The following is a 23754-nucleotide window of genomic DNA, read 5'->3' on the forward strand; positions in this document are numbered from 1 at the left end:
GGCCTAGAATGCGCCGGGGCGTCCGTTCGGCGGCGCCGTGAGCGCCCCCTTCAGGGGCTTGATCGCCATCTCGGCGTCGCTCGGCAGACGGGGGAACGGGGCGTGTGGCTCGACCTGGTACCAGTAGGCGACCGACGCCAGGCCGTCCTGCAGCGGGAGGTAGCGTCCGTTGCCGGCCTCGCGGCCCAGAGCGGCGCCCTGCCAACCCAGGCTCTGGATGGTGACCTTCAGGTCCTTCTGGAAGCGGATGGGATCCAGCACATGCCAGCGGTACTGCCCGTACCGGCGCTCGCCGTCCGGGCGGAAATAGTCGGCGTTCACCTCGGCCGGACGCAGGCCGTAGAAGCCGGCGTAGGCAGACGAGTAGTTCACCTCGTGCGGCCGCCCCTCGGCATTGCGCTTCACGTAGATGTACGACCCGAGGAAGTAGTCCTCCTCGCCCGTGCCGGCGATCGTCGGATAGTCGCGATCCCCATCGAGGTAGAACTTGACCTCGCCCTCGCCCCACCACCCCGGACTGAAGGCCGCATGGCCGAGATACGTCCCCACGTAGTGGCCGCGGCCGCGAACGCCATCGAGGATCGTATAGACGTCCTTGGCCTTCAGCCGGTCCACCATCCGGAACTGGGCGTGGAAGTAGCCCGCCGTCTGGGAGACCGGCTGGAGGGCGTAGTTGATCTGGTAGTAGATCCGGAGCGGCTTGGCGCTGCGGTTCTCGAGCGTCATGCGGAAGCGCTTGCGGAACGGCATCTGCCAGAAGCTGTTGAAGCCGCTGCCCGGAAGCACGGCCACGACCGCCGAATCGATCACCGGCTCCGTCCCCCGCCCCCAGCCCGAGGCGAAGAAGTCGCCGACCGGAACCTCGACGGAAGGGGTGGTCTCGCCGTCCCAGTAGATCCTGAGGATCGCGGAGCGGTACTCCGCCTGACCGCCAAGCGTCATCCAGATGTGATTGATCATCCCCGGGCCGGCCGCCTCACCGAGGACGAAGGTCGAGCCCGGCGCGACGTTGATGAGGGGGTTGACCTTCCACCCCTTGCCAAGTTCGGCCGCGGCGTAGCCGGAACTGCCGTCCTTCACCTCGGTTCGGCCGCCGCCGCCCTTTTCGCCGGTCAGGTTCTCGGGACTGATGGACCGGCTCTGTGCGCTCGTGACCTCGAACAGCGTGCCGACCGCAGGAGCCGGAGCCGAAACAACCGGCGACGCGAGCGCCGCCCACACCACGACCGCCTTCAGAAACGCTCTCATCCCCACCTCCCCGTCTAATGCTAACATGCTAGCATCGGCAGAAATGTCGTCAACGGTTGTGCTTTTCACGGCATAAGGCGCATTCAGACATGTCAGTAATGTTGCTCCCTTTGGACGCCAGCCCGATGCCCGCAAGCTTGACCTCAGGCGACGCCGAAAGGCTCCTGCAGGGCGCGTGGATCGCCGATCTGCCGTTGAAGACCCGGGCTCGGCTGGCCTCGGCCGCCCGGCTGCGCGAACTGAAAGACGGCGAGGCGGTGTTCCGGGCCGGGGATCCGCCTGACGGCCTATTCGGCGTCATCGACGGGCAGGTTCGGCTCATCCTCCATTCCGCCGCCGGACAGCCGCTGCTAAACCATCTGGCCGAGGCGGGTGACTGGTTCGGCGAGATCTCGACGCTCGATCGCCAGCCTCGCCTGAACGAGGCCATCTGTTCGGGTCCCACGCGGATCGCCCATGTGCGGCAGGACGAGGCGGAGCGGCTGATGCGGGAGGAGCCTGAAATCCTGCGCGCGCTGGCCACCCTCGCGGCCCGGCATCATCGGGCCGCGGTCGCCTTCGCGGCGCGCGCTCTGATGCAGCCCCTTGGGGCGCAGGTCGCCTACGCCCTGCTCAGCCTCGCACGCAAGGCGCGGCGGCGTGACGGCTCCGGCCGCCTGTACGTGCGCCAGGAAGACGTGGCGAGCATGCTGGGGGTCTCCCGCCAGGCGGTGGCCGTCCAGCTTCGGAGCCTCCGCGACCGCGGCGCCATCGCTCTCGGCTATGGGGCGATCGAAGTGCGGGACCAGGCCCGACTCGAGGCGGCCGCCGCTCTCCACGACGGCCCAGCCCAATTGACGCGTCGGTGACATTCCCGGCTCCGAAAACGCGATAGGGTTACGGCCTGCACGAGGAGGACGCCTGATGGCCTACGACGACGCCGAGAAGACCAGCTTCCACGCCATGACCGAAGGGACGCCGGAGCAGTGGGCCGAGATCGTCCGGCACGCGGCCACGTTCCGCGCCGGCCTGACCGACCGGCTGCTCGGCCAACTGCGCATGCTGGAGGGCGGCCTGGACGGCTACGCCGTGACACGGCTGGAGCACAGCCTGCAGACGGCGACACGGGCTCACAAGGACGGCCGCGACGAGGAATATGTCGTCTGCGCGCTGCTGCACGACATCGGCGACCTGATGGGTCCCGCCAACCACGCCGAGATCGGCGCCGTGATTCTCAAGCCCTACGTCTCGGAAGCGAACCACTGGATGCTCGACAAGCACGGCGTCTTCCAGGGCTACTACTTCTTCCACCATCTGGGCCTGGACCGCGATCTGCGCGAGCAGTACCGCGGCCATCCTCACTTCGTGCACTGCGCGGAGTTCTGCCACCAGTACGACCAGAACAGCTTCGACCCGGGCTACGAGTCGATGCCGCTCGAGGCCTTCGAGCCGATGATGCGGCGCGTGTTCGCCCGTCCGAAGCAGTCGATCTATCTGCGGCCGGAGGCGAAATCCGCTTGACCCGGCGTTGGCGGCGCGGCGCGGCCGCCGATCACCGGGCGACGGCCACGCTGTAAAGATAGTCCAGGGCGGTGAGCGCCTGGGCCCGGACACCGACCTCGAGGACGCTCTCGTCCATGACGTTGAACATCGGCGAATGGTTGGGCCCGGGCGGGTTGCCGATGCCGAGATCGTAGAACAGGCCCGGCGCCTGCTGCTGGTAGAACGAGAAGTCCTCGGCGCCGGTGATGAAGTCGATGTCGTCCTTCACCAGGCCGCGGGCGGCCCGGACCAGGGTGGGCTTCATCCGGGCGGTCAGGTCCGGGTCGTTCAGCGTGACGGGCGTAGCCGGTCCCCAGACGATCTTGCCCCCGCCGCCATAGCGTTCAGCGATTCCGGCCACGGCCTTTTCGGCTTTCGCGATGGCCTCCTTGCGCACCTCCGGGTCGAAGGAGCGCAAGGTCCCCACCATGGTCAGGTCCTCGGGGATGATGTTGTACCGCAAGCCGCCGTGGATGGAGGCGACCGTCAGGATCGTCGGCGAACGGGTCACCTTCAATTGCCGGGCCGCAATCTGGTTGAAGGCCTGCACGATCTCGGCGGCCATCGACACGATGTCGATGCCGGACCACGGGTTGGCCCCGTGGGTCTGCCGCCCCTGAAGCTTGATCTCGAAGGCGTCGTCGGCGGCCATCATCGGACCGGGCCGCCAGAAGAGCGCGCCGGCCGGCCCGGGCGCCACGTGCAGCCCGAACACGGCGCCGGGCTTCGGGTTCTGCATCGCCCCTTCGCGGACCATGAGGGAGGCGCCCCCGTCCTCGCCCGGCGGGGGTCCCTCCTCCGCCGGCTGGAACATCACCACCACGGTTCCGGGGATCTGGTCGCGCATGCCCGCCAGCACCTCGGCCGCCCCCATAAGGATCGCCACATGCGCGTCGTGGCCGCAGGCGTGCATGACCGGCACCGTCTGGCCGTTGTACTCGGCGGTGGCCTTGGACGCGTAGGGCGCGCCCGTCTGCTCGGCCACGGGCAGGGCGTCCATGTCGGCCCGAAGGGCCACCACGCCGCCGGGCCGCCCGCCCTTCAGCACGCCGACGACGCCGGTCTTGGCGACGCCCGTGCGGACCTCGAAGCCAAGCTTGCGCAGATGCGCAGCCGCCAGATCCGCGGTGCGGAACTCGCGATTGCCCAGCTCGGGATGCTGATGGATGTCCCGCCGCCAGGCGACGACCTTGGGCTGGACGCGCGCGGCCCCGGCGAACACGGCCGCGTCGAACCGGCCTGCGGGCGGAAGCGGCTTCAACGGCGTGATCTGCAGCGCCGGCGCCTGCGCGGCGGCGCCTGCCGGCGCGAGCGCGGTCAGCATTGCGGCCAGCGTGGCCCCGCCCAGCCAAAGACGCTTGCGCATGCCCAGATCCTCCCGTCGCTCAACGACGCGATATGATCTAGTTCCAATCTGGACTCTTTGTCAAAACTATCGGAGGGTCGGGACGAAGGCGCTGGAACCCGGCGTCGCAGGATCTGGACCTGTCATGACAACTTCCAACCTGTCGGCCCTGCCTGCCCGCTTCCCGCACCAGCCGCAGAGGCTGCTCGACGTCCTCCATGTTCATACGGACGTTGCGGGCGAGCGCGGCCTCGGCTGATGGGCAAGCCTGACGCCCCGGTCGAAGGCCACCTGCACGGGTTCGGGTCCCGGCGCTACCGCAGCTACGTGATCAATGCGCTGCTGCTCGTGTACATCCTGAACTTCATCGACCGGGGGCTGCTGGCCGTGGTCGCGCCGCAGATGAAGCCGGAACTCGGCATTTCCGACACCGCTTTCGGCCTTCTGACCGGCTTCGGCTTCGCCCTGCTCTACACAGTCGTCGGCATCCCGCTGGCCCAGTTCGCCGAAACGCGCCACCGGGTGTGGATCATGACCGTGTGCGTGGCGCTCTGGTCGCTGATGACGGCGCTGTGCGGCCTCGCCGCGCCCGTCGCCATCGGCTCGATCACCATCGGCGCCTTCTGGATTCTGCTGGCGTGCCGGGTGGGCGTCGGCATCGGCGAGGCCGGGTGCACGCCGCCCGCCAACTCCCTCATCGCAGACTACTATCCGCCCAGCCGGCGTTCGACGGCGCTCGGCTACTACGCGATGGGCGTCACCCTCGGCGGCATGCTCGCCAACCTGATCGGAGGTCCCGTCACGGACGCTTTCGGCTGGCGCACCGCCTTCCTCGTCGTGGGTCTGCCCGGCCTGCTCGTGGCGGCGGTCTTCAAGCTGACGGTCCGGGAGCCGCCGCGGGGCTTCAGCGATCCCCCGGGCGCGCCCCGGCGGGAGCGGCCGCGGTTCCGCGACGGACTGCGCGAACTCGCCTCCAAGCCTTCATTCTGGGCGATGACCGCCGGCGCGACGATGGCCGCCTTCTGCGGCTATGGCATCGCCTCGTTCCAGTCCCTGTTCATCAACCGGAGCTTCGGCCTCTCGGCCGGCGACGCGGCCGTGCTCATCAACGCTCCGGTCGCAGCGGCCTCGGCGGTCGGGACCCTGACGACGGGCTGGCTCGCCGAGCGGCTGGGCCGGCGTCATCCCAACGCCATCGCCTGGCTGCCGGGGTTCGGGCTCATCGCCAGCGTGCCGCTCTACGTCTGGGCCTTCACCACCGACAACCTCTGGGCCTGTCTGTTCGGTCTCTGCGCCGGGGGCGCCATCAAGTACGGCTACCTCGCGGCCCAGTACACCATCGGACAAGGCGTGGTCTCCAGCCAGGTCCGCGCGGTCTCCACGGCCGTGATGCTCTTCGTCATCAACCTGCTGGGCTACGGACTTGGCCCGCTGTTCATCGGCGCGCTCAGCGACCTCATCTTCGACCTGCAGGTCGCCGACCTCGGCGCGGCGGAGCTCACCCGGAAGGCCTGCGAAGGCGCCGCGCGGGCGGCGCTTGAGCCCGCATCGGCTGCGGCCTGCGCCATCGCCCACCCACAGAGCCTGCAACAGGCCATGCTCGCCACCTCGGCGCTCTACGCCCTGGCGGGGGCCTGTTTCCTGCTCAGCTGCCGGTGGCTCCGGCCCGACATGGTCGCCCGGTGATCGCCCGCAGCCTCCTCAGCCGCGCTGGGCCAGGGTGCGGGTGACGCCGAGCGCGATCATGAGCTGGGCCGCGAAGTAGAGGCCCCAGACGCCGTAGCCGACGAGGGGCTGGCCGCGGAGCGGGCCGATGCGGGCGAAGATCAGCAGGTCGGAGACGAGGAAAAGCAGCGCGCCCAGGCCCACGAGCCCGCGCGGGAAGCGGCTGAGCCAGGCGGTGGCGGCCATGAGCGCCAGTCCCGCGGAATAGAGGCCGATGCCCGGGGCCTGCGCTGCGTCCTGCGGCAGCCAGGCGGCGAAGGCGACGACGGCGGCGGCGAAAAGGGCTGTGGCGAGAATGGTGCGGGGCGTGAGCGGCGCGCGGGCGTTGCGGCGATAGAGGATGATCGCCACCACGTGGCCGGCCAGGAAGGCGAGCGCGCCGGTCGTCAGGCCGACGGCGTTCAGCAGCACGTCGCCCAGCATGCCCAGCAGCATGACGACGGCGATCAGCCAGCCGTCGAGCTCGCGGGCCAGCATGGCGCAGTAGACGGCGAGCAGGCCGACGCCCGTGCCCTTCACGGCGGTGGAGACGGCCTCGGAGGTCGCGCCGTCCCAGGTGAAGACGTAGGCCACGCCCCCCACGATCGCGGCGGCCAGCACCAGCCTCGGCAGAAGATCCTGCGGTTTCATATGAGCCCTCCCCGACTCTCTCGTTGTGAGAGCAGCGGTATCACGACTGCGGATTGACGGCGCGGCCGGGCCGCGCTTCGGTCGCGGCTCAGTTCTGTTTGGGGGCTTCCAGGAAGATGCTGTCGCGTGCGTTGCTGGCCGGAACGGCCGTTGCTCTGATGATGGTCGCGGGCGCCTCCGCCCAGACGCCGAAGCGCGAGGAAGGCCAGATCGTCTATGAGGGCGTGCCGGCGACGCCGCCGGCCCTGAAGGCCGCCATCGCCCCCTACTACAACGCCCGCTCGGCGGTGTTCGAGGACTGGCTGCCGGACGGCTCGATGCTGATCGGCACGCGGTTCGGCGACACCCAGCAGATCCACCGGGTGAAGGCGCCGGGCGCGGCGCGGACCCAGCTCACCTTCTTCAACGAGCCGGTGAGCAGCGCGATCGTCCAGCCCGGGAGCGAGCGCTACCTCTATCCGATCGATACGGGCGGGGCGGAGTACTACCAGGCCTTCATCCGCGACCTCTCTGGCCGCGAGGCGCAGCTGACGGCGCCGAAGACGCGCAACCAGGGCTTCAAGTTCTCGAAGGATGGCAAGCTCGTGGCCTGGAGCCAGGTGACGCCGGGCGACCCGAACTACGACATCGTCGTCGCCGATCCGGCCAATCCGGCGGGGCGGCGGACCGTGCACGAGGGCACGGGGGCGATCAGCCCGGAGGACATCAGCGCCGACGGCGCGAAGATCCTGGCGGCGCGCTACAACTCGGCGACCCACAGCGAGCTGTTCGTGCTGGACGTGGCCACGGGCAAGCTTTCGCCGGTCGGCCCGCAGGGCCGCAAGATCGCCTACCAGGGCGGGGCGTTCGTGGACGGCGGCCGCAGCATCGTGACGCTGTCGGACGACGGCTCGGAGGTGGCGCGGCCGGTGGTGATCGACGTCGCCACGGGCAAGGTCCGCGACCTCGACCCCGGCGCGAAGTGGGGCGCCGAGGCCTTCGACGTCTCACCGGACGGCAAGGTGATCGCCTATGCGGTGAACGAGGAGGGCTACTCCAAGGTCGTGCTGCGCGACATCGCCAGCGGTAGGGAACTCGCCGGGCCGAAGCTGCCGATGGGCGTGCTGACGGGTCTGAAGTTCTCGCCGGACGGCGCCAAGCTGGGGCTGTCGCTGTCGACGTCGACGAGCTCGGGCGATGTCTGGAGCTATGAGCTGGCGGGCGGCGCGCTGGTGCGCTGGACCGAGAGCGAGCTGGGCGGGCTGGACGCCGCGGCCCTCGTGGAGCCGACGCTCTTCCGCTACCCGACCTTCGACAAGCGGACGATCCCGGCGTTCATCTATCGGCCGAAGGATGCGGCCCAGAAGGCCTCGGGCGGCAAGAAGCTGCCGGTGGTGATCCAGATCCACGGCGGGCCGGAGGGCCAGGAGCAGCCGAACTTCAATCCCCGCCGGCAGTCGTGGGTGAACGAGCTGGGCGCGGCGGTGATCATCCCGAACGTGCGCGGCTCGAGCGGCTACGGCAAGACCTACATCGGGCTCGACAACGCCGAGAAGCGCGAGGACTCGGTGAAGGACATCGGCGCCCTGCTGGACTGGGTGGCCAAGCAGCCCGACCTGGACGCCAGCCGCGTGGCGGTCGTCGGCCAGTCGTACGGCGGCTACATGGTGCTGGCGGTGGCCGGCCACTACAACGACCGGATCGCCGGCGCGATCGACCTCTACGGCATCTCGGACTGGGTGACCTTCCTGCAGAATACTGAGGGCTACCGCCGCGACCTGCGCCGGGCCGAGTACGGCGACGAGCGCGACCCGAAGATGCGGGCGGTGTTCGACAGGATCGCGCCGATCCGGATGAGCGACCGGATGAAGAAGCCGATGATGGTCTTCCAGGGCGCCAACGACCCCAGGGTGCCGCGCTCGGAATCCGAGCAGATGGTCGCCAAGCTGCGGGCCCAGGGCACCGAGGTCTGGTACGTGCTGGCCAAGGACGAGGGCCACGGCATCTACAAGAAGGCCAACCAGGAGGCGGTGCGGACCGTCGAGGTGCAGTTCCTGAAGACGGTCCTGGGCATCGCCGATTAGGCGAAGGCCGGCGCCTCGGCCCTGAGGCGGGCGGCGTCGCGGGCCGGCGGCGCGCCGAACAGGCGGGCGTACTCGCGGGAGAACTGCGAGGGGCTTTCGTAGCCGACCTCGAAGGCGGCGGCCTGGGCGTCGCGGGCCTCGCCGATCATCAGCCGGCGGGCCTCCTGCAGGCGGATCTGCTTCTGGTACTGCAGCGGGCTCATGGTGGTGATCGCCTTGAAGTGCTGGTGCAGGGCCGAGGCGCTCATGCCGGCGGCGCGGGCGACGGCCTCGATGCTGAACGGCCGGTCGAAGTTCTCGCGGATCCAGGCGATGGCGCGGCTGACCTGGGCGAGCCGGCTGTCGGGGGCGCCGATCTGACGGACGATGCCGGCCTGGTCGCCGGTGAGCAGGCGGTAGTGGATCTCGCGCCGGATGAGGGGCGCCAGCACGGCGGCGTCCGCGGGCGCGTCCAGCAGCGCCACCAGACGGGCCGTGGCGTCGACGAGTTCGGGCGTGGTGCGGCTGAGGTGCAGGCCGCGTGAGCTCTCGGCCCCCGCCGGAGGGAGCGGCTGCAGCATGAGCTCGCTGAGCAGCGTGGGCTCGAGGTCGATGCGGACGCAGAGGTAGGGCCGATCGGGGGAGGCCTCGACCACGCGCCCCGTCAGCGGCAGGTCCACCGAGACCACCAGGTGGGTGGCGGCGTCGTAGCGGAAGGTCTCCTCGCCCACGGTCGCCATCTTGGCGCCTTGCGCGATAATGCAGACCGCCGGCTTGTGCAGCACCGGCACGGCCTGGGTCGGGGCCGAACTGTGGAACAGCGCGAGCCCATGAATGGGCATGTCGACCATGCCGTCCGGCTGGGCGTGGCGGGCGATGATCTCGGCGAAGTTTTGCATGACGCAGGCCTCTCATGCGGGCGCGCGAGGCGCAACCCTGCCGCCCTCCTTCTGCAGGATCGTGCAAGAACGGCGGAGGACTGGTCTAACGCACGATCCTCCAGGAAGCGCACACCTGTCGTCGCCAAATCGAAGAGGAGACGGCGATGACTGGAGTTGCGAATAAGGTGGTGCTGGTGACGGGCGCTTCGAGCGGCATCGGCGAGGCCACGGCCCGTGAGCTGGCCGCGGCCGGCGCCACGGTGGTGATCGGCGCGCGGCGCGTGGAGCGGCTGGAAGCCCTCAAGGCCGAGATCGAGGCGGCCGGCGGAACGGCGCTGGCGCTCGGGCTGGACGTGACCTCAAGGCAAAGCGTCCAGGCCTTCGTCGACGCCGCCCGCGAGCGGTTCGGCCGGATCGACGTGATGGTCAACAACGCCGGCGTCATGCCGCTCTCGCCGCTGTCGGCCCTGAAGGTCGACGAGTGGGACCAGATGATCGACGTGAACATCCGCGGCGTGCTGCACGGGATCGCCGCGGCCCTGCCGGTGATGGAGCAGCAGGGCTCGGGCCAGATCATCAACATCGCCTCGACCGCCGGGCACCAGATCCTGGCGACGGCGGCGGTCTACTGCGCGACCAAGTTCAGCGTGCGGGTGATCTCGGAGGCGCTGCGTCAGGAGACCGACAAGGTGCGGGTGACGGTGGTGTCGCCGGGGGTGACGGAGTCGGAGCTGGCCCACACCATCACCCATGCCGAGACGGCGGCCTTCATCGACGAGTACCGCAAGAAGGCGATCCCGGCCGAGGCCATCGCGCGCGCCGTGCGGTTCGCCATCGAGCAGCCGGCCGAGGTGGACGTGAACGAGATCATCGTCCGGCCGACGTCGACGACGGTCTAGACCCGGCCTCCATCGTCATCCTGGACGCCGCAGGCGATCCGGGACCCAGGACGGACGCGCTGCAGAAGCCCCTGGGTCCCGGCTCTCCGCTTTGCTACGGCCGGGATGACGGTCGTTCTGGAGATGCCCATGCCCGCCCACATTCTCGTCACCGGCTCGACGCGGGGCATCGGGGCGGCCATCGTGCCCGCCCTCGAGGCCAAGGGCGCGCAGGTCGTGGGCCACGGCCGCGGCGACGGGCAAGGCGTGATCGGCGCCGACCTCGGCCAGGCCGGGGCGGCCGACGCGCTGTGGGACAAGGCGCTGGAGGCCCTGGACGGGCGGATCGACGTGCTGGTCAACAACGCCGGCGTGTTCGAGGGCGTCGCGGTGGATGCGCCCGCCGACGAATGGCGGGCGGCATGGGGACGGACGATGCAGATCAACCTGCAGGCCTCCGCCGACCTCTGCCGACGCGCCGTGCTGCACTTCCACGAGCGTGGAAGCGGCGGCCGGATCGTCAACATCGCCAGCCGTGCGGCCTATCGCGGCGACAGCCCGGAGCACTGGCACTATGCGGCCTCGAAGGCCGGCATGGTGGGCATGACCAAGTCGATCGCCCGGAGCTATGCGGGCGAGGAGATCCTGGCCTTCGCCGTCTGCCCGGGCTTCGTGATGACCGGGATGGCCGGCGACGACCTGGCCGCCCGGGCCGCGGACATCCCGCTGGGCCGCGTGGCCACGCCCGAGGAGATCGCCGGCATCGCCGCCTATCTGGCGCTCGAGGCGCCGGCCTCGATGACCGGCGCGGTCCTTGACGCCAACGGGGCCAGCTTCGTCCGGTAGGACTAGCTGAGCGCCTGTTCGGTCGCCTCGATCTCGTCCTTGATCCAGTCGTGGCCGTTGGTGACCAGCACGCCTTCCAGCGCCGAGATGTGGCCGCGCAGGCGCTCGCGGATGTCGTTGGGCACGTCCTGGCGCGTGGCGATCCAGCGGGCGATCTGGTGGACGGCGAAGGCGGAGTGCAGCGCGAGCCGGTCGCGGTCGTCCTCGGAGAGCTTCATGCAGGGCCTCCCTGATTGGCTGCGAGGATAACACGCCAGCAGCGGTTCCGGCTCAACACGGCGTTGCCAAAGACCGAAGGGCGGCGGCAGGCTGGGCACGCACAACGAAGGGCCGACGGCGATGGGCGAGCTGATCATCTGGACCTACGACTGGGTTCCGGAAGGGCCCCGCGGCTTCGTTCGCGACGTGCGGCTGCGCTGGGCCTGCGAGGAAGCCGGTCTGCCGTACGGGGTGCGGACGGTTCCGTTCGCCGATCGCGGGGCCGAGCATTTCACGCGCCAACCGTTCGGCCAGGTCCCGTTCCTCGACGACGGCGGCGTGCAGATCTTCGAGAGCGGGGCCTGCCTGCTGCACCTGGCCCGAAAGAGCGAGGCGCTGATGCCGCGCGATGCGGAGGGCGAGGCCGAGACGCTGCAGTGGACGGTGGCGGCGCTGAACTCGCTGGAGATGGTCACCGTCCCGTGGTGGTTCCTCAACATCAGCGGCGATCCGCAGAACGGCCTGACCGGCTGGATGACCCAACGCCTGGCGCACGTGGAGCAGGTGTTGGCTGAGCGTGAGTGGCTGGCGGCCGGCCGCTTCACGGTCGCCGACCTGCTGATGGCAGACGTACTGCGGGTCCCGAAGGTTCGCGGCTTCGGCGACCGGCCGGCGACCGAGGCCTATGTGGCCAGGATCACGGACCGGCCCGCCTTCAAGAAGGCCGCCGCCGAGCAGGTGAGACAGTTCGAGGCGGCGGACGCCGCGCGGGCGTCCGCCTAGCCCGCGATCAGGCCGGCGTCGCCGCAGCGGCGATCTCAGTCGCGAACGCGCGATAGGTGTGCAACGGCCGGCCCAGCAGCGCCGTGAGCCGTTCCACGTCGCCAGGCTCGGGGCGCATGCCGTCGCTGACATAGCGTTCGGCCATCAGGCGCATCTCGTAGGCCATCCAGCCCGGCATCAATTGGGCGAGGTTCTGCTCGAAGCCGTTCGGGTCGTCGCCGCCATAGGCAATGGGACGGCCCAACACGTCCGACCAGATGTCGGCCACCCCGAATCCGGTCAGGGTCTCAGGCCCCACCAGATTGAAGATTTCGGTCGGCAGCTTGCCGGGCGCCTCGTGGCGGCGGATCAGCTCGACGGCGGCGATCTCGGCGATGTCGCGCGCGTCGATCATGGCGAGGCCCGTGCCGCCGATCGGCATGGGATAGACGCCGTAGCCCAGGATCGCCTCCTTGATCATGTGCTCGTTGTCCATGAAGTAGGCCGGGCGCAGGATCGTGGCGCCGAAGCCCGTCTGCTCGATCATCCGCTCGGCGCCGGACTTCACCGCGAAGTGGGGCACGTTCACCCAGCGGTCGGCGTGCATCACCGACAGGTACACCAGCCGCTCGACCCCGGCCTCGCGGGCGACGTTGAGCGCGATCAGAGCCTGGGTGAATTCGTCGCCGGCCACCGCATTCAGCAGGAACAGGGTCCGGACGCCGTCGAAGGCGGCGCGAAGGGCCGGCAGGTCGAGGAGGTCGCCCTGGACGATCTCCACGCCGGCCGGGAGGTCGGCGTTGGCGGGATCGCGGACGAGCGCGCGCACCGGGGCGCCGCGGGCGACGAGTTGCTGGACGAGGTGGCGGCCGACGCGGCCGGTGGCGCCGGTGACGAGGATAGTCATGGGGATCACTCCGGTTGGGGTCTGAAGACACCGGAGAGATGATCGATCCACATGCGCGCCAATAGACGCTATATCTGAACGCACCGTCTCATTGGTGGAACAGATGGACCTGCTCGCCCTCGCCGACTTCAACCTCGTGGCCCGGCACGGAGGCTTCGGCCGGGCCGCGCGGGCGGCCGGGCGCCCAAAGGCCACGCTTTCCCGGCGGGTGGCCGAGCTGGAGGCTGGGCTGGGGCTGCGCCTGTTCGAGCGCGGCGGCCGGACGCTGAAGCTGACCGAAGAGGGCCGCGCGCTGTTCGAACGGACCGGCGTGCTGCTGACCGAACTGGACGAGGCGGCGATGGCGATCGCCTCGGGCAGCGAGCGGGCGCGGGGCCGTCTGAGGATCAGTGCGCCGCTGCTGTTCTCGCAGACGGCCATGGGACGGCTGGCCGCCGAGTTCGCGCTGAAATTCCCGGAGGTGCGGCTGGAGGTGACGACCGACGACCGGCCCGTCGACCTGGTGGAGGAAGGCTACGACCTCGCGATCCGGGTCAATCCCGATCCGGACGAGAGCCTGGTCGGGCGGATCTTCCTGCGGGACCGGCTGGTCGTCGTGGCCAGTCCCGCGGCCGCACCGCCCGGGGACGGCGCGGCCGTCCCGGCGGTGGTGCGCGGCGCGGCGGGGCCGGAGACGGCCTGGGACGTGGTCACGCCCGAGGGCCCGCGGCGGATCATAGTGGAGCCGGTGCTGGCGCTGTCGTCGCTGATGATGGTGCGCGACGCGGTGCGGGCCGGCGTCGGCGCGGGGCGGTTGCCGATCTCGCTCGTAAGCCACGACCTCGCGGCGGGCCGACTGGCGCACTGGGGTGACGTGGACGGGCCGGAGATCGCGCTCTGGGCGCTCTACCCGTCACGGCGCCTGCTCAGCGCAAGGGTGGCCGCCTTCCTCGGGCACCTGCAGGCGGCCTTCCCGCGGGGCGAGCCGGACGAGCTGGCGGACTATCTCGCCCCCTAGCGGCAAGAGGCGCTAGAGCGGCGTCCAGTAGGGGCGTTGCAGCACCCAGTCCCAGACGCCGATGCGGACGCCGCCCTCCAGCAGGGTGACGCAGGCGAGTTCGGGCTTCTCCTCGCGGACCACCGTCTCGAGCGCCTCGCGGGCGGCGGCCTTGGCGGCTTCGAAGCCGTCGGCGTCGAGGTCCTGCTTCCACTCCCACTCGTTGGTGAGGAAGGCGAGCGTGTACGGCGCGGCGGAATCGGGCGGGGAGTCGCTCACGTGCCCTTCGTGGCCGCGCCCGCGCGGGATGTCGATGGGCGGCGGTTTGCTGCCGTCGCGGAAACGCCCTTAAGAGCGGGTCCATGGAATTCGACGACGTCATCCTCGGCCGCCGCAGCATCCGCGGCTACAAGCCCGAACCGGTTCCGCGCGCGCTCATCGAGGAGATCCTGGCGCTGGCCATGCGGGCGCCCTCCTCGATGAACACCCAGCCGTGGAACTTCTACGTGCTGACCGGCGAGCCGCTGGACCGCATCCGGGCCGGCAACACCGAGCGCAACCTGGCCGGCGTGCCGCACAGCCGCGAGTTCCGCACCGGCGAGGCGTTCGCGGGGGTCCACCGGGAGCGGCAGATCGGCGTGGCCAAGCAGCTGTTCGCGGCGATGGGCATCGCCCGCGAGGACACGGCCGCCCGGCAGGACTGGGTGCTGCGCGGCTTTCGCCAGTTCGACGCGCCGGTGTGCGTGATCATCACCTACGACCGGGTATTGGCCAGCAGCGACGACACGCCGTTCGACTGCGGCGCCGTAACCAACTGCCTGGTCAACGCCGCCTGGTCGCGGGGCCTGGGCTGCGTGATCAACAGCCAGGGGATCATGCAGTCGCCGGTGGTGCGGGAGCACGCCGGCATCCCTGACGACCAGGTGATCATGAAGGCCGTCGCCCTGGGCTGGCCGGACGAGACCTTCCCGGCCAATGCGGTGGTGTCGGAGCGGAAGTCCGTCGCTGAGGCCGCGGTGTTCCGTGGGTTCGAGGACTAGCCCCTACTCCGACCGCTTGAGCAGGTCGGCCAGTTCGTCCTGCCAGAGGACAGCCCAGGTGTGGCTGCCGTGGCCGCGGGTCTTGTCGCTGGCGGGCAGCAGGACGAAGCGCGTGGTCTTCAGGCGCCGGGCGGCCGCTTCCGCGATGCCGAGCTCGGGCGGGTTGATGAAGTCGTCGGCCGAGTTCACCCAGGTCATGGGCGCGGTGATCTTCTCGAGATCCCGCGACGGATCGTAGGTGCGCGAGCTGGCGACCTGCCAGACGAAGTCGTTGGCGTCCATGGTCGCCACCCGGCGGGGCAGCTCCTGGGCCAGCCAGGCGTCGGCGGCTGCGCCGGTGGGCATCTGCTGCTGCCAGGGGATGGGCGACGAGCCGGCCAGCAGGAGCAGCATGGTGGCGGCGCGGAGGCCCTGCTCGGGCGGGGTCTGGTAGTCGCCGCCCTTGTAGGCGGGGTCCGAGGTAATGGCGGTCATGGCCATCTGGCGCCAGACGCGGTTGCGGCCGGCGATCTCCACCGGCTGGCAGGCCATGGGCATCAGGGCCTTGGCGGCCTGCGGCCACTGCTCGGCCCACATGAAGCCGTGCATGCAGCCCATGGACGTCCCCATGATCAGGCGGAGCTGCTTCACGCCCAGCTTCTCGGTGACGAGGCGGTGCTGGGCCTCCACCATGTCCGCATAGTCGTAGCGCGGGAACTTCGCCCGCAGGCCGTCCGAGGGCTTGGACGAGCCGCCGTGGCCGATGTTGTCGGGCAGGATGATGAAATACCCGGCCGGGTCGAGCAGGCCGCCCGACCTGAACAGGACGTCGGCGAACTGAGGCGCCAGGAACTGTTTCCCCGAACCGCCGGTGCCGTGCAGCACCATGACGGCGTTGTCGATCTCGCCCCTCGCGTTGCGGTGCGGCTGGCCCAGGGTGTGGTAGCGCAGGCGAAGCTCCGGGAGCGTCTCGCCGGTGCGGAACCGGAAATCCCGGATCAGGTAGTCCTGGGTGGTGAGTTCGGGCGCGGCGACAGCGGACGTGACGGCGCAGGCGGCGAGCGCCAGGCCGGCGAGGACGGCGGAAAGCTTCATTCGGATACTCAGGAGACGGCGGCGAGCGGGGTGGGACCGTCGTGGCTCGCGGCCACGCGCGCCTGGAACCAGGCGATGCCGGCCTCGTGCTTGGGCGACAGCACGCCGGGGCGATAGACGCCGGCGTCCAGGTTCCGCTGGACCATCTCGCAGATGTCCTTGTCCTGGGCGGTGACGCGGTCGGAGACGACGAACATCTCGGCGAGCTCGACCATTTTCGACGGATCGAAGAAGTAGAAGTAGTCGAGGCGGGTGCTCTCCGGGCCCGTGGCCGTCATCCGCTCGACCATGTAGCCGTGGCGGTAGGTGTTGATGGCGAGGTTCGGCCACATCCAGGCCCAGAGGCCGGCGTTGACGCTGCCGTCGCGGGCAGGCGCGGCGTGGAAGCAGAGGTCGCCCTCGATCTCGACCGAATAGTCCGAGACCACGATGTCGTCGTCGAACTCCGGGTGGACCATCGGCAGGTGATAGCCCTCGAGGTAGTTCTCGACGTAGGTCTTCCAGTTGCAGGCGATGTGGTGCGTGCGCTGCTCGGTGAGGCCGTACTCGGGGAGATCGGCGGCCCAGCGGCGGTCCAGCGGGGCCATCATATCGGCCAGAGGCGCGGCGGCCATGTCCAGGTTGACGAAGACCATGCCGCGCCAGGTGTCGACCCGGATCGGATAGAGGCTGAAGTTGCGCGGGTCGAAACCCTCGGCGGGACCGAAGTCGGTGGCGCTGCGCAGGCGGCCGTCCAGCCGGTAGCGCCAGCCGTGGTATCGGCAGACGAACTGCTCGCCGCAGTTGCCGGCCCCATCGGCGACGAGGCCGCCGGCGCGGTGGCGGCAGACGTTGTGGAAGGCCTTGAGGCCGTCATCGTCGCGCACCACGACCACGGGGGCGCCGCCGACGACGTCGGCGATGTAGTCGCCCTTGGCCTGGAGCATCGAGACGTGGCCGACGAACTGCCACGTGCGGCGCAGGATGCGGGCGCGGTCGGCCTTCAGCGCCTCGTCACCGCGATAGAATTCGACCGGAAGCATCATGGGCGGCCCTCCAATCCGACGGTCCGTTCTAGCGCCGCCGGAGGGGAAGATACAGGGCCGCGCCGGCCAGGATCGGGATCAGGCTGTAGGCCAGTTCGATGGGCTTGCCCGTGGCGATGAGGGCGGCCGAACAGGCGATGGCGACGGCCGCGGTGACGATGGCGGCGACCCGCTTGCCCGGCGTGAACCGGCGCGACAGGCGGATCAGCGACAGGGCGGCCAGGATGTAGGCGTAGAGGCTGAGCAGAACGGCGACGTTGATCAGGACGCCGAACTGTTCGCCCAGGCTGGGCGTGGCCGTCATCACGGCCACCAGGCTCATCAGGGCGCCGACCGCCAGCAGGTTGACCGCCGAAGCCCGCCCGCCGGGGTGCGTGCGGAAGAACGGGAGGAAGGCGCCCTCATCGGCGGCGCTGCGGGTGGTCTCGGCGGCGACCAGGGTCCAGCCGGTGAGGCAGCCGGAGGTGCGCAGGAAGGCGCAGAAGGCGATGATCGCCCCGCCCCCCAGGCCCAGGCCCACCCGGGCGGCGTCGGCGAAGGGCGCCTCCGACGTCGCGAGTTCGGCGGCGGGCATCAGCCCCATCAACGCGGCGCAGGCGGCGACGTAGATCAGGGCGGCGGCCAGGACCCCGAACAGGGTGGCGCGGGGCACGTTGCGGGCCGGATCGCGGACGACGCCCGCCGTGGCGGCGGCGCACTCAAGGCCCAGGAAGGCCCAGAACGCGTTGAGGCCGGACTGCTGGACGGCGGCGGGGATGCTGAGCGCCTGCGGGTTCCAGGAGGCGGCGAAGACCTCGGGCCTGAACCAGATCCAGCCGGCGGTGGCGGCGAGCAGCACCGGCAGCAGGCCGAGCGCCAGCGTCCAGCCCTCGATCCGGGCGACGGTGCGCGGGCCGATCCAGCTGGCCGCCACGGCGACCCAGATGACGGCCAGCGTCGTGGCCAGCCGGGCGCCCTCCCCGGCCAGCGCCGGGACAAGGAAGCCGGCGTAGCCCGCCACGGCGAGCGCGATGGCCACGTTGCCGAACCAGCAGAGGCTCCAGTAGACGACGGTGGTCTGGACGCCGAAGAGACGGCCGAGGCCCGCCTGGACATAGCCCGCCAGGCCGCGCGCCTCCGGCGCCGCCGGGCCCAGCCAGGCGAAGAGGCCGGCGATGGCCAGCGCCGCGGCGGTGGCCGCGATCCAGCCCAGGATCGAGATCGACCCCACCGCGCCGAGGGTGGCGGGCAGGAGATACACGCCCGAGCCGATCATGCTGCCGGCGACGAGCGCGGTCGCGCCCAGGACGCCGATGCGGCCGTGATGGCCGGTGGCTGCTTCGGTCATGGCCCCTCCCCTCGCGGCGAGGCTAGCGCGTCGGCCCGGACGCGGCCACCGATTGGCTTGACAGGTCGGTTTACGCTTGTAGCCTGCGCCCAAGGCTACAGATGTAACATGATGGCCGGGCGTGGGACGGAGGGCTGAGGCCATGGGTGAAGTGCTGCGCGCAATCCTCGGGCCGGACCCCGTGCTGACGCTCGCCGCGGCGGGCCTGCAGGCGAACCTCGCGGGCGCCGCGGCCATCCTGCTGGTCGTCGCGCTGCGGCTGCCGGTGCGGCGGCGTTACGGCGCCCAGGCGGCCTATCACCTGTGGCTGATACCGCCGACGGTTACGCTGGCGGGCTTCGCCCTGTTCTTCGTGACCCTGACCGCGGAGGCGGCGCCGCCGTTCGCTTCGCCGGCGACGGCGAGGCTTGGCCTCGGCGCCTGGCTTGCCGGGGTCGTGGCGAGCGGCGCGGCCTTCGCCCTGGCCCAGCGTCGGTTCGAGGCCGAGTTGCGGGCCGGCCGGGCGGGTCCGGCGGTCGTGGGGTTCATCTCGCCCAGGATCGTCATGCCGGCGGATGACGGCCGCTTCAGCGCCGAGGAACTGGAACTGATCCGCGCACACGAGCGGACGCACGTCGCCCGAAAGGACCCGCGCGCCGTCGCCTTCGTCGCCGCCGCCGAGTGCCTCTTCTGGTTCAATCCGCTGGTCCACCTGGCGGCCAGGCTGCTGCGGCTGGACCAGGAACTGGCCTGCGACGCCGCGGTGATGCTGAGCCGGCCGAAGTCACGCCGACTGTACGCCGGCACGCTCCTGAAGACCCAGCTGGCGGCGACGCCCCTGCCGCTGGGCTGCTACTGGCCGGCGCGCGGCAGGCACCCGCTGGAGGTGCGCGTGGCGCTGCTGGCGGAGACGTGGGTCCCCGGCGCAGGATCCGGAGGCGGCGTGGTGCACGCCCCCGGCGACGCGATCCGGCCCTAGTAGCGCTGCTCGACGGGGGCCACGCCCCACTTGGGCGGCGGGGGGACGTAGGCCTGGAAGCGCTCGATGGCCTCGGCGGTGGTGTCGGCATAGATCAGCATGTCGACGTACTGCTGGGCGATGAAACCGTTGTCGGCCATGTTCTGCACCGTCTGGCGCAGCAGCTCGTAGTAGCCGCCGACATTGACGAAGCCGCAGGGCTTGGCGTGGAAGCCCAGCAGGGCCCAGGTCCACTGCTCGAAGATCTCCTCGAAGGTGCCGGGGCCGCCCGGCAGGCAGAGGAAGCCGCCGGCGAGCTCGGCCATCTTCCACTTCCGCTCGTGCATGGAGTTCACCACCACGAGTTCGGTGAGGCCGGTGTGGGCGATCTCCTGGCTGACGAGGTCGGCCGGCATGACGCCCACCACCTTGCCGCCGGCCGCGAGCGCCGCGTCGGCCACCGCGCCCATCAGGCCGACGCGGCCGCCGCCGTAGACCAGCGTCAGGCCCGCCCTGGCGATGAGGGTCCCGGCGTCGACCGCCGCTTCCATGAACCGGGGATCCTTGCCCGGCGACGATCCGCAATAGACGCAAAGGCTCTGCACGAGGCCGTCAACTCCACCTGTGCCCGAAAGGGCGCGCTAGATAGGCTGTTTGCAGACCCATGTCACGGGTCCCGCCCTTGGGCGCTAGGCACGCCGGGTTTCCACAGCTACAACGTCGACACGGCCCGTCGCGTGGATTGGCCGGGCGTCACCCTGGGCGGCGGCGCAGACTCTTCTATCTCGGTAGGTTACGGCGAATGGCGAGCGGCACGGTCAAGTGGTTCAACACGGCCAAGGGCTTCGGTTTCATCCAGCCCGATGACGGCGGACAAGATATTTTCGTTCACATCTCGGCGGTGGCCCAGGCGGGGCTCGACGCCCTGAACGAAGGCGACCAGGTCGAGTACGAACTCGAGCAGGATCGGCGTTCCGGCAAGCTGGCCGCGACTTCGATCGTGGTGACGGCGCAAGGCGCGCCGGCTCCGCGTCGGTCGGGCGGCGGCTTCGGCGACCGCGGCGATCGCGGCGGCTACGGCGGCGGCGGCGGCTACGGTGACCGCGGCGGCGGCTACGGTGGCGGCGGCTACGGCGGCGGCGGCGGTCGCGGCGGCTTCGGCGGCGGCGAGCGTTCGCGCGGCGAACCGGCCGGCTCGGGCTCGGGTTCGGTGAAGTGGTTCAACCCCACCAAGGGCTTCGGCTTCATCAAGCCGGACGGCGGCGGCCAGGACATCTTCGTCCACATCTCGGCGGTCGAGCAGGCCGGCCTGTCGGGCCTGAACGAAGGCCAGACGGTCAACTTCGACCTCGAGCAGGACCGTCGGTCGGGCAAGACCTCGGCGACGAACCTGAAGGTCACCGGCTAAGACGGCGAGCCCTGGGTCCGCCCGGGGATCGATGAGAACAGAGGGGGTCGGGGCCGCACCGATGCGGCCTTCGGCCCCCTTTTTCTTTGGCCGCAGGGCTTCCGGCTCGCGGATGCGGCCCAAGGCCAAGCTGAAACGCTGGCCCTCCCAAGGCGTTGAGAGCCCTCGACTGCGAGGGACCGCGCTTCGAGGAGACCGCAATGCGTCTCATGCTGACCACCGCCATCTGCGGGGCGATGATCGCCCCGGCAAGCGCGTGGGCGCAGCTCCCGCCGCCGTCCGAGTTCCCCGTCGAGGGCGGACCTGTGCTGGGCGCGCCCGCCCCGCCGCCTTCGCACGCCGCGACCCCGCCGCCGGCCGCCGACGCCACGGCGGAACCCGTTCTCGGCGGACCGGCTCCTGCTCCGGCGACCGAGGTCGCCCCGGCCGAGGTCGACGGGAGCAAGAAGAAAAAGAAGAAGCTCGTCACCAAGGAGAAGGCCGGCAGCACCGTCGGCGGGATCATCGGCGGCCTGGCCGGCGCGGCCGGCGGCCCGATCGGCAAGATCGCCGGCAGCTTCGTCGGCAAGCAGATCGGCAAGGCCGTGATGAACGACGACAAGAAGGACGGCGACAAGGACAAGACGGACGCCCCGCCCGCAGAGGTCCCGGTGATGCAGGCCCAGGCCGCGCCCCCGCCGCGCCTGCCCGAGCCGCCGCCGGGCACCGCGCCTGGCCTCCAGCCGGTCGAGGTCGCCGCCTCGCCCGAAGCTCCAGCCGCCAGCACGGACACGGCCGCGACGGCCCAGGCGTCCCCGCTTCCCGTCGTCGACCCGGCCGGCGCTGCGGCTGTCGCGGCGCAGCCGAGCGCGGAAGATCCGGCCGCTGTCGCGGACTCCGAACTCGAGGTCGACGCGCTGGAGACGCCGCCCGTCTAGCGCGCCGGCGTGAGCCGCGCGACCCCGCCGCCCGGCAAGCGGGCCGTGTAGGGGCCGAGCCGCGGATCGGCCCTCATGTAGTCGGTGGAGACGTACTGGGCGCCCGAAGCGAAGGCCGCGTCCTGACGGCGGCGGTCGTTCGACCGGGCCTCCCAGGTGTCGGCGTCGGCGCGGGTGCGGACGATGAGGCCGGCCTTCACCGCGGCCGCGATACGGGCGGCCTGTTCGAGCGGCTCGTTCAGGGTGATGTAGGCGGCGGCCGGCGAGGTCTCCTCGACGTTCACGAAGGCGACGCGGCCCTCCAGCGACTTCCGGGCGCCGCGGTAGAGGGCGACCTGACCGGCCGGGCAGTCGCAGGCGATCATCACCTTGCCGCGGGCGTCCTTCAGCCTCGGCCACGCGCCGGCGGCCACCGCCTCCCGCAGCGTGGGATGGCGGCCCTGGACCTTGTCGGGTGTGATCAGGGCGGCGTCCGGGAAGACGTCGCGGATCTCGGCGTCGATGGCGTCCATGGCCGCAGCGTCGAACGGCGGCGACTGGACCGCGCCTGGCAGCTTCAGCCCGCCCTCCTTGAGGTTCAGCAGGATCAGGATCGGGACGTGGTCGGGATGGGCCTGCGACCAGGCGCGGACCGTCTTCAGGCAGGCGGCGAAGGTCGGGCAGCTCGAGCGGTAGTCGACGTCGGCGGCGTGCAGCACCTTCAGGCCTGCGGCCTTGAGCGGGGTGAGGTCGTAGGGCTCGGCCTTGGCCCCGGCCATGCGGTAGCCGAGCGGCGTGGCGTAGAGGCCGCCCTGCGGATCATTGGCGATGTCGATCTCGAGCTGGCGCGCGCCCGCGTCGAGCTGGGCGTCGAGAGGCGGGTGGCTGTAGTCAAGGGCGTCGGCCTGCCGCGGGTCGGCCGCGCGCACTATGGCCATCTCGTTGGGCGCGATCGCCAGCTTGTACGAGTTGTGGGTGCCGATCGCCTGCAGGGCGTTCATCGGCAGGGCGTCGACGGCGGCGCGGGTGCAGCCGCCGGCGCCGGAGGGCCGTTCCAGGTCGCAGTCGGCGGGGATGGCCGAGACGCCGGCGAGGGCTGCGGCGAAGATCAGGCTGAGCATGGCGATCCTGTACCGGGTGCGCTTGACGATAGGACGACAGTCACATCCACGGAAGGACGGCGGGCTCGGCCGGCAGGCGGCCGGCGATCACGTCCTCGAGGAGGTGGGCGAGACCGGGCGGGAACACGCGGTCCGGCGTGGTCAGCAGCTCCTGCCGCCGCCACCAGCGGATGTCGTCGATCAGCTCACGCTCGAGCGCGTTCCAGCCGGCGCGGTCCGGTTCGGCGCCCTCGCAGCGGGCCAGGAAGTAGCACTCGCGCAGCAGCGTCGGCGTCGGCAGCCGCATGACGCCTTCGCGGCGCCAGAGCACCGGACCCAGGTCGAAGTCGAGGATGCCCGTCTCCTCGCGAATTTCCCGGATCGCGGCCTCGGCCATCGTCTCGCCGGGCTCCACGCCGCCGCCGACGGTGAACCAGGCGCCCTCGCCTTGCGGCCGCGACGGCAGGCGGCCCTTCATCAGCAGGATGCGATCCTGGCGATCGAGCAGGACGACGCGCGCGGTGGGCCGTTCCGGAAGCCCGTTCATGCGCCGCCCCTGAAACCGGGAGCTGAGGCCGGCGCGCGATATTGAAACCTTAAGATGTGCGTACGCAGCATGCCGGGATCGTAAGCGTAACCCAAGGATGGATGCCAGCGATGCCGCCCGCCGAGGATATCCGCACCAGTCGCCGGGACCTGGTCGCGCGGGTGGCGACCCTCGAGCTATTGGTCCACGACCTGGTGGACCTCCTCTGGCGCGTCGATCCCCAGGCGATGGAGGCGGTGGCGAGGGAAGCCGCCCACGACGTCGAGATCCACAACAGCCGCAGCCTGCTGCCGGGCGGCGAGCACCAGCGCGAGCGCCTGTACGCCGTGCTGAAGGACCGCCAGCGCATGCTGAAGCCGCGTCGCGGCCGAGCCGCCGCCTGAGGCAGGCAGCAACCTTCCGTCAACCACCTTGCGAAACCGGGGCTTAAGCCGCGCGCGC

26 protein-coding genes and 1 pseudogene are annotated in these 23754 nt (G+C 70.6%); 14 read left to right on the plus strand and 13 right to left on the minus strand.

The window, feature by feature from the left end; translation table 11 throughout:
• Positions 1-3: 3 nt before the first annotated feature.
• Positions 4-1248 carry a glycoside hydrolase family 172 protein gene (locus ACO2Q0_RS15490; RefSeq protein WP_423352420.1) on the minus strand — a complete coding sequence of 415 codons (1245 nt, stop codon included), beginning with the start codon at positions 1246-1248 and terminating at the stop codon, positions 4-6.
• A 137-nt stretch (positions 1249-1385) separates the two neighbouring features.
• Here ACO2Q0_RS15490 and ACO2Q0_RS15495 point away from each other — a divergent pair, with 137 nt between their 5' ends.
• On the plus strand, positions 1386-2096 hold the full coding sequence (locus tag ACO2Q0_RS15495; protein ID WP_423352421.1) for a Crp/Fnr family transcriptional regulator: 711 nt from the start codon (positions 1386-1388) through the stop codon (positions 2094-2096).
• Between the two features lie 55 nt (positions 2097-2151).
• Complete coding sequence (locus ACO2Q0_RS15500) at positions 2152-2748, plus strand: HD domain-containing protein (protein ID WP_423352422.1); 597 nt, start codon at positions 2152-2154, stop codon at positions 2746-2748.
• A gap of 31 nt (positions 2749-2779) precedes the next feature.
• Here ACO2Q0_RS15500 and ACO2Q0_RS15505 read toward each other — a convergent pair whose 3' ends face one another.
• Complete coding sequence (locus ACO2Q0_RS15505) at positions 2780-4135, minus strand: amidohydrolase (RefSeq protein WP_423352423.1); 1356 nt, start codon at positions 4133-4135, stop codon at positions 2780-2782.
• A 237-nt stretch (positions 4136-4372) separates the two neighbouring features.
• Between ACO2Q0_RS15505 and ACO2Q0_RS15510 the strand changes: the two genes are divergently transcribed.
• Complete coding sequence (locus tag ACO2Q0_RS15510) at positions 4373-5800, plus strand: spinster family MFS transporter (RefSeq protein WP_423352424.1); 1428 nt, start codon at positions 4373-4375, stop codon at positions 5798-5800.
• Between the two features lie 15 nt (positions 5801-5815).
• Here ACO2Q0_RS15510 and ACO2Q0_RS15515 read toward each other — a convergent pair whose 3' ends face one another.
• Complete coding sequence (locus tag ACO2Q0_RS15515; RefSeq protein WP_423352425.1) at positions 5816-6469, minus strand: lysoplasmalogenase family protein; 654 nt, start codon at positions 6467-6469, stop codon at positions 5816-5818.
• A gap of 116 nt (positions 6470-6585) precedes the next feature.
• Here ACO2Q0_RS15515 and ACO2Q0_RS15520 point away from each other — a divergent pair, with 116 nt between their 5' ends.
• Positions 6586-8532 carry a S9 family peptidase gene (locus ACO2Q0_RS15520; RefSeq protein ID WP_423352426.1) on the plus strand — a complete coding sequence of 649 codons (1947 nt, stop codon included), beginning with the start codon at positions 6586-6588 and terminating at the stop codon, positions 8530-8532.
• On the opposite strand, the gene ACO2Q0_RS15525 is transcribed toward ACO2Q0_RS15520, so the two are convergent.
• On the minus strand, positions 8529-9410 hold the full coding sequence (locus tag ACO2Q0_RS15525) for an AraC family transcriptional regulator N-terminal domain-containing protein (RefSeq protein WP_423352427.1): 882 nt from the start codon (positions 9408-9410) through the stop codon (positions 8529-8531). The two genes, ACO2Q0_RS15520 and ACO2Q0_RS15525, sit on opposite strands and share 4 nt — an antisense overlap.
• A 146-nt stretch (positions 9411-9556) precedes the next feature.
• Here ACO2Q0_RS15525 and ACO2Q0_RS15530 point away from each other — a divergent pair, with 146 nt between their 5' ends.
• Both ACO2Q0_RS15530 and ACO2Q0_RS15535 read left to right on the plus strand, forming a co-directional pair.
• Positions 9557-10291, plus strand: a complete 735-nt coding sequence (locus ACO2Q0_RS15530; protein WP_423352428.1) for an SDR family oxidoreductase — start codon at positions 9557-9559, stop codon at positions 10289-10291.
• 129 nt (positions 10292-10420) lie between these two features.
• On the plus strand, positions 10421-11116 hold the full coding sequence (locus ACO2Q0_RS15535; protein ID WP_423352429.1) for an SDR family NAD(P)-dependent oxidoreductase: 696 nt from the start codon (positions 10421-10423) through the stop codon (positions 11114-11116).
• 2 nt (positions 11117-11118) lie between these two features.
• On the opposite strand, the gene ACO2Q0_RS15540 is transcribed toward ACO2Q0_RS15535, so the two are convergent.
• Positions 11119-11334: a hypothetical protein gene (locus ACO2Q0_RS15540; RefSeq protein WP_423352430.1), complete on the minus strand. Its 216-nt coding sequence runs from the start codon at positions 11332-11334 to the stop codon at positions 11119-11121.
• Positions 11335-11455: 121 nt separating this feature from the next.
• Here ACO2Q0_RS15540 and ACO2Q0_RS15545 point away from each other — a divergent pair, with 121 nt between their 5' ends.
• Positions 11456-12097, plus strand: a complete 642-nt coding sequence (locus ACO2Q0_RS15545; protein WP_423352431.1) for a glutathione S-transferase family protein — start codon at positions 11456-11458, stop codon at positions 12095-12097.
• Positions 12098-12104: 7 nt separating this feature from the next.
• Here the strand turns inward: ACO2Q0_RS15545 and ACO2Q0_RS15550 are convergent, their stop codons facing one another.
• Positions 12105-12983, minus strand: a complete 879-nt coding sequence (locus tag ACO2Q0_RS15550; protein WP_423352432.1) for an SDR family oxidoreductase — start codon at positions 12981-12983, stop codon at positions 12105-12107.
• 103 nt (positions 12984-13086) lie between these two features.
• On the opposite strand from ACO2Q0_RS15550, the gene ACO2Q0_RS15555 reads away from it, so the two are divergent.
• Positions 13087-13980 (plus strand): LysR family transcriptional regulator, encoded by an 894-nt coding sequence (locus ACO2Q0_RS15555; protein WP_423352433.1) that lies wholly within the window; start codon positions 13087-13089, stop codon positions 13978-13980.
• A gap of 12 nt (positions 13981-13992) precedes the next feature.
• Here ACO2Q0_RS15555 and ACO2Q0_RS15560 read toward each other — a convergent pair whose 3' ends face one another.
• Positions 13993-14238, minus strand: a complete 246-nt coding sequence (locus tag ACO2Q0_RS15560; RefSeq protein WP_423352434.1) for a hypothetical protein — start codon at positions 14236-14238, stop codon at positions 13993-13995.
• Positions 14239-14321: 83 nt separating this feature from the next.
• Here ACO2Q0_RS15560 and ACO2Q0_RS15565 point away from each other — a divergent pair, with 83 nt between their 5' ends.
• A complete protein-coding gene (locus ACO2Q0_RS15565) occupies positions 14322-14999 on the plus strand; it encodes a nitroreductase (RefSeq protein WP_423352435.1) in 678 nt (225 codons plus the stop codon).
• 3 nt (positions 15000-15002) lie between these two features.
• Here ACO2Q0_RS15565 and ACO2Q0_RS15570 read toward each other — a convergent pair whose 3' ends face one another.
• The 3 genes from ACO2Q0_RS15570 to ACO2Q0_RS15580 are packed head-to-tail and all read right to left on the minus strand — an operon-like array spanning position 15003 to position 18425.
• The gene (locus ACO2Q0_RS15570) at positions 15003-16073 is read right to left on the minus strand and encodes an alpha/beta fold hydrolase (protein WP_423352436.1); all 1071 of its coding nucleotides are present in this window, start codon (positions 16071-16073) and stop codon (positions 15003-15005) included.
• A gap of 8 nt (positions 16074-16081) precedes the next feature.
• The gene (locus ACO2Q0_RS15575; RefSeq protein ID WP_423352437.1) at positions 16082-17098 is read right to left on the minus strand and encodes an aromatic ring-hydroxylating oxygenase subunit alpha; all 1017 of its coding nucleotides are present in this window, start codon (positions 17096-17098) and stop codon (positions 16082-16084) included.
• A gap of 28 nt (positions 17099-17126) precedes the next feature.
• On the minus strand, positions 17127-18425 hold the full coding sequence (locus ACO2Q0_RS15580; RefSeq protein WP_423352438.1) for an amino acid permease: 1299 nt from the start codon (positions 18423-18425) through the stop codon (positions 17127-17129).
• 142 nt (positions 18426-18567) lie between these two features.
• Here ACO2Q0_RS15580 and ACO2Q0_RS15585 point away from each other — a divergent pair, with 142 nt between their 5' ends.
• Positions 18568-19383 (plus strand): M56 family metallopeptidase, encoded by an 816-nt coding sequence (locus tag ACO2Q0_RS15585; protein ID WP_423352439.1) that lies wholly within the window; start codon positions 18568-18570, stop codon positions 19381-19383.
• Here the strand turns inward: ACO2Q0_RS15585 and ACO2Q0_RS15590 are convergent.
• On the minus strand, positions 19380-19967 hold the full coding sequence (locus tag ACO2Q0_RS15590) for a TIGR00730 family Rossman fold protein (protein WP_423352440.1): 588 nt from the start codon (positions 19965-19967) through the stop codon (positions 19380-19382). The genes ACO2Q0_RS15585 and ACO2Q0_RS15590 overlap by 4 nt on opposite strands.
• A 197-nt stretch (positions 19968-20164) precedes the next feature.
• Between ACO2Q0_RS15590 and ACO2Q0_RS15595 the strand changes: the two are divergent.
• From ACO2Q0_RS15595 to ACO2Q0_RS15605, 3 genes and pseudogenes are all read left to right on the plus strand, one after another.
• A pseudogene (locus ACO2Q0_RS15595) lies at positions 20165-20353 on the plus strand (cold-shock protein); the annotation flags it as partial.
• 219 nt (positions 20354-20572) lie between these two features.
• Positions 20573-20770 carry a cold-shock protein gene (locus tag ACO2Q0_RS15600; protein ID WP_240606517.1) on the plus strand — a complete coding sequence of 66 codons (198 nt, stop codon included), beginning with the start codon at positions 20573-20575 and terminating at the stop codon, positions 20768-20770.
• A gap of 200 nt (positions 20771-20970) precedes the next feature.
• A complete protein-coding gene (locus ACO2Q0_RS15605) occupies positions 20971-21687 on the plus strand; it encodes a hypothetical protein (RefSeq protein WP_423352441.1) in 717 nt (238 codons plus the stop codon).
• Here ACO2Q0_RS15605 and ACO2Q0_RS15610 read toward each other — a convergent pair.
• Together ACO2Q0_RS15610 and ACO2Q0_RS15615 are read right to left on the minus strand one after the other, a co-directional pair.
• Complete coding sequence (locus ACO2Q0_RS15610; RefSeq protein ID WP_423352442.1) at positions 21684-22787, minus strand: Ca2+-dependent phosphoinositide-specific phospholipase C; 1104 nt, start codon at positions 22785-22787, stop codon at positions 21684-21686. The genes ACO2Q0_RS15605 and ACO2Q0_RS15610 overlap by 4 nt on opposite strands.
• Before the next feature lie 40 nt (positions 22788-22827).
• On the minus strand, positions 22828-23313 hold the full coding sequence (locus ACO2Q0_RS15615) for an NUDIX hydrolase (protein ID WP_423352443.1): 486 nt from the start codon (positions 23311-23313) through the stop codon (positions 22828-22830).
• Positions 23314-23423: 110 nt separating this feature from the next.
• Between ACO2Q0_RS15615 and ACO2Q0_RS15620 the strand changes: the two genes are divergently transcribed.
• Positions 23424-23696, plus strand: coding sequence for a hypothetical protein (locus ACO2Q0_RS15620; protein WP_423352444.1), 273 nt, complete (start codon positions 23424-23426; stop codon positions 23694-23696).
• Positions 23697-23754: the final 58 nt, after the last annotated feature.

The organism is Phenylobacterium sp. VNQ135, from assembly GCF_049445735.1.
In the GTDB taxonomy this organism is placed as follows: domain Bacteria; phylum Pseudomonadota; class Alphaproteobacteria; order Caulobacterales; family Caulobacteraceae; genus Phenylobacterium.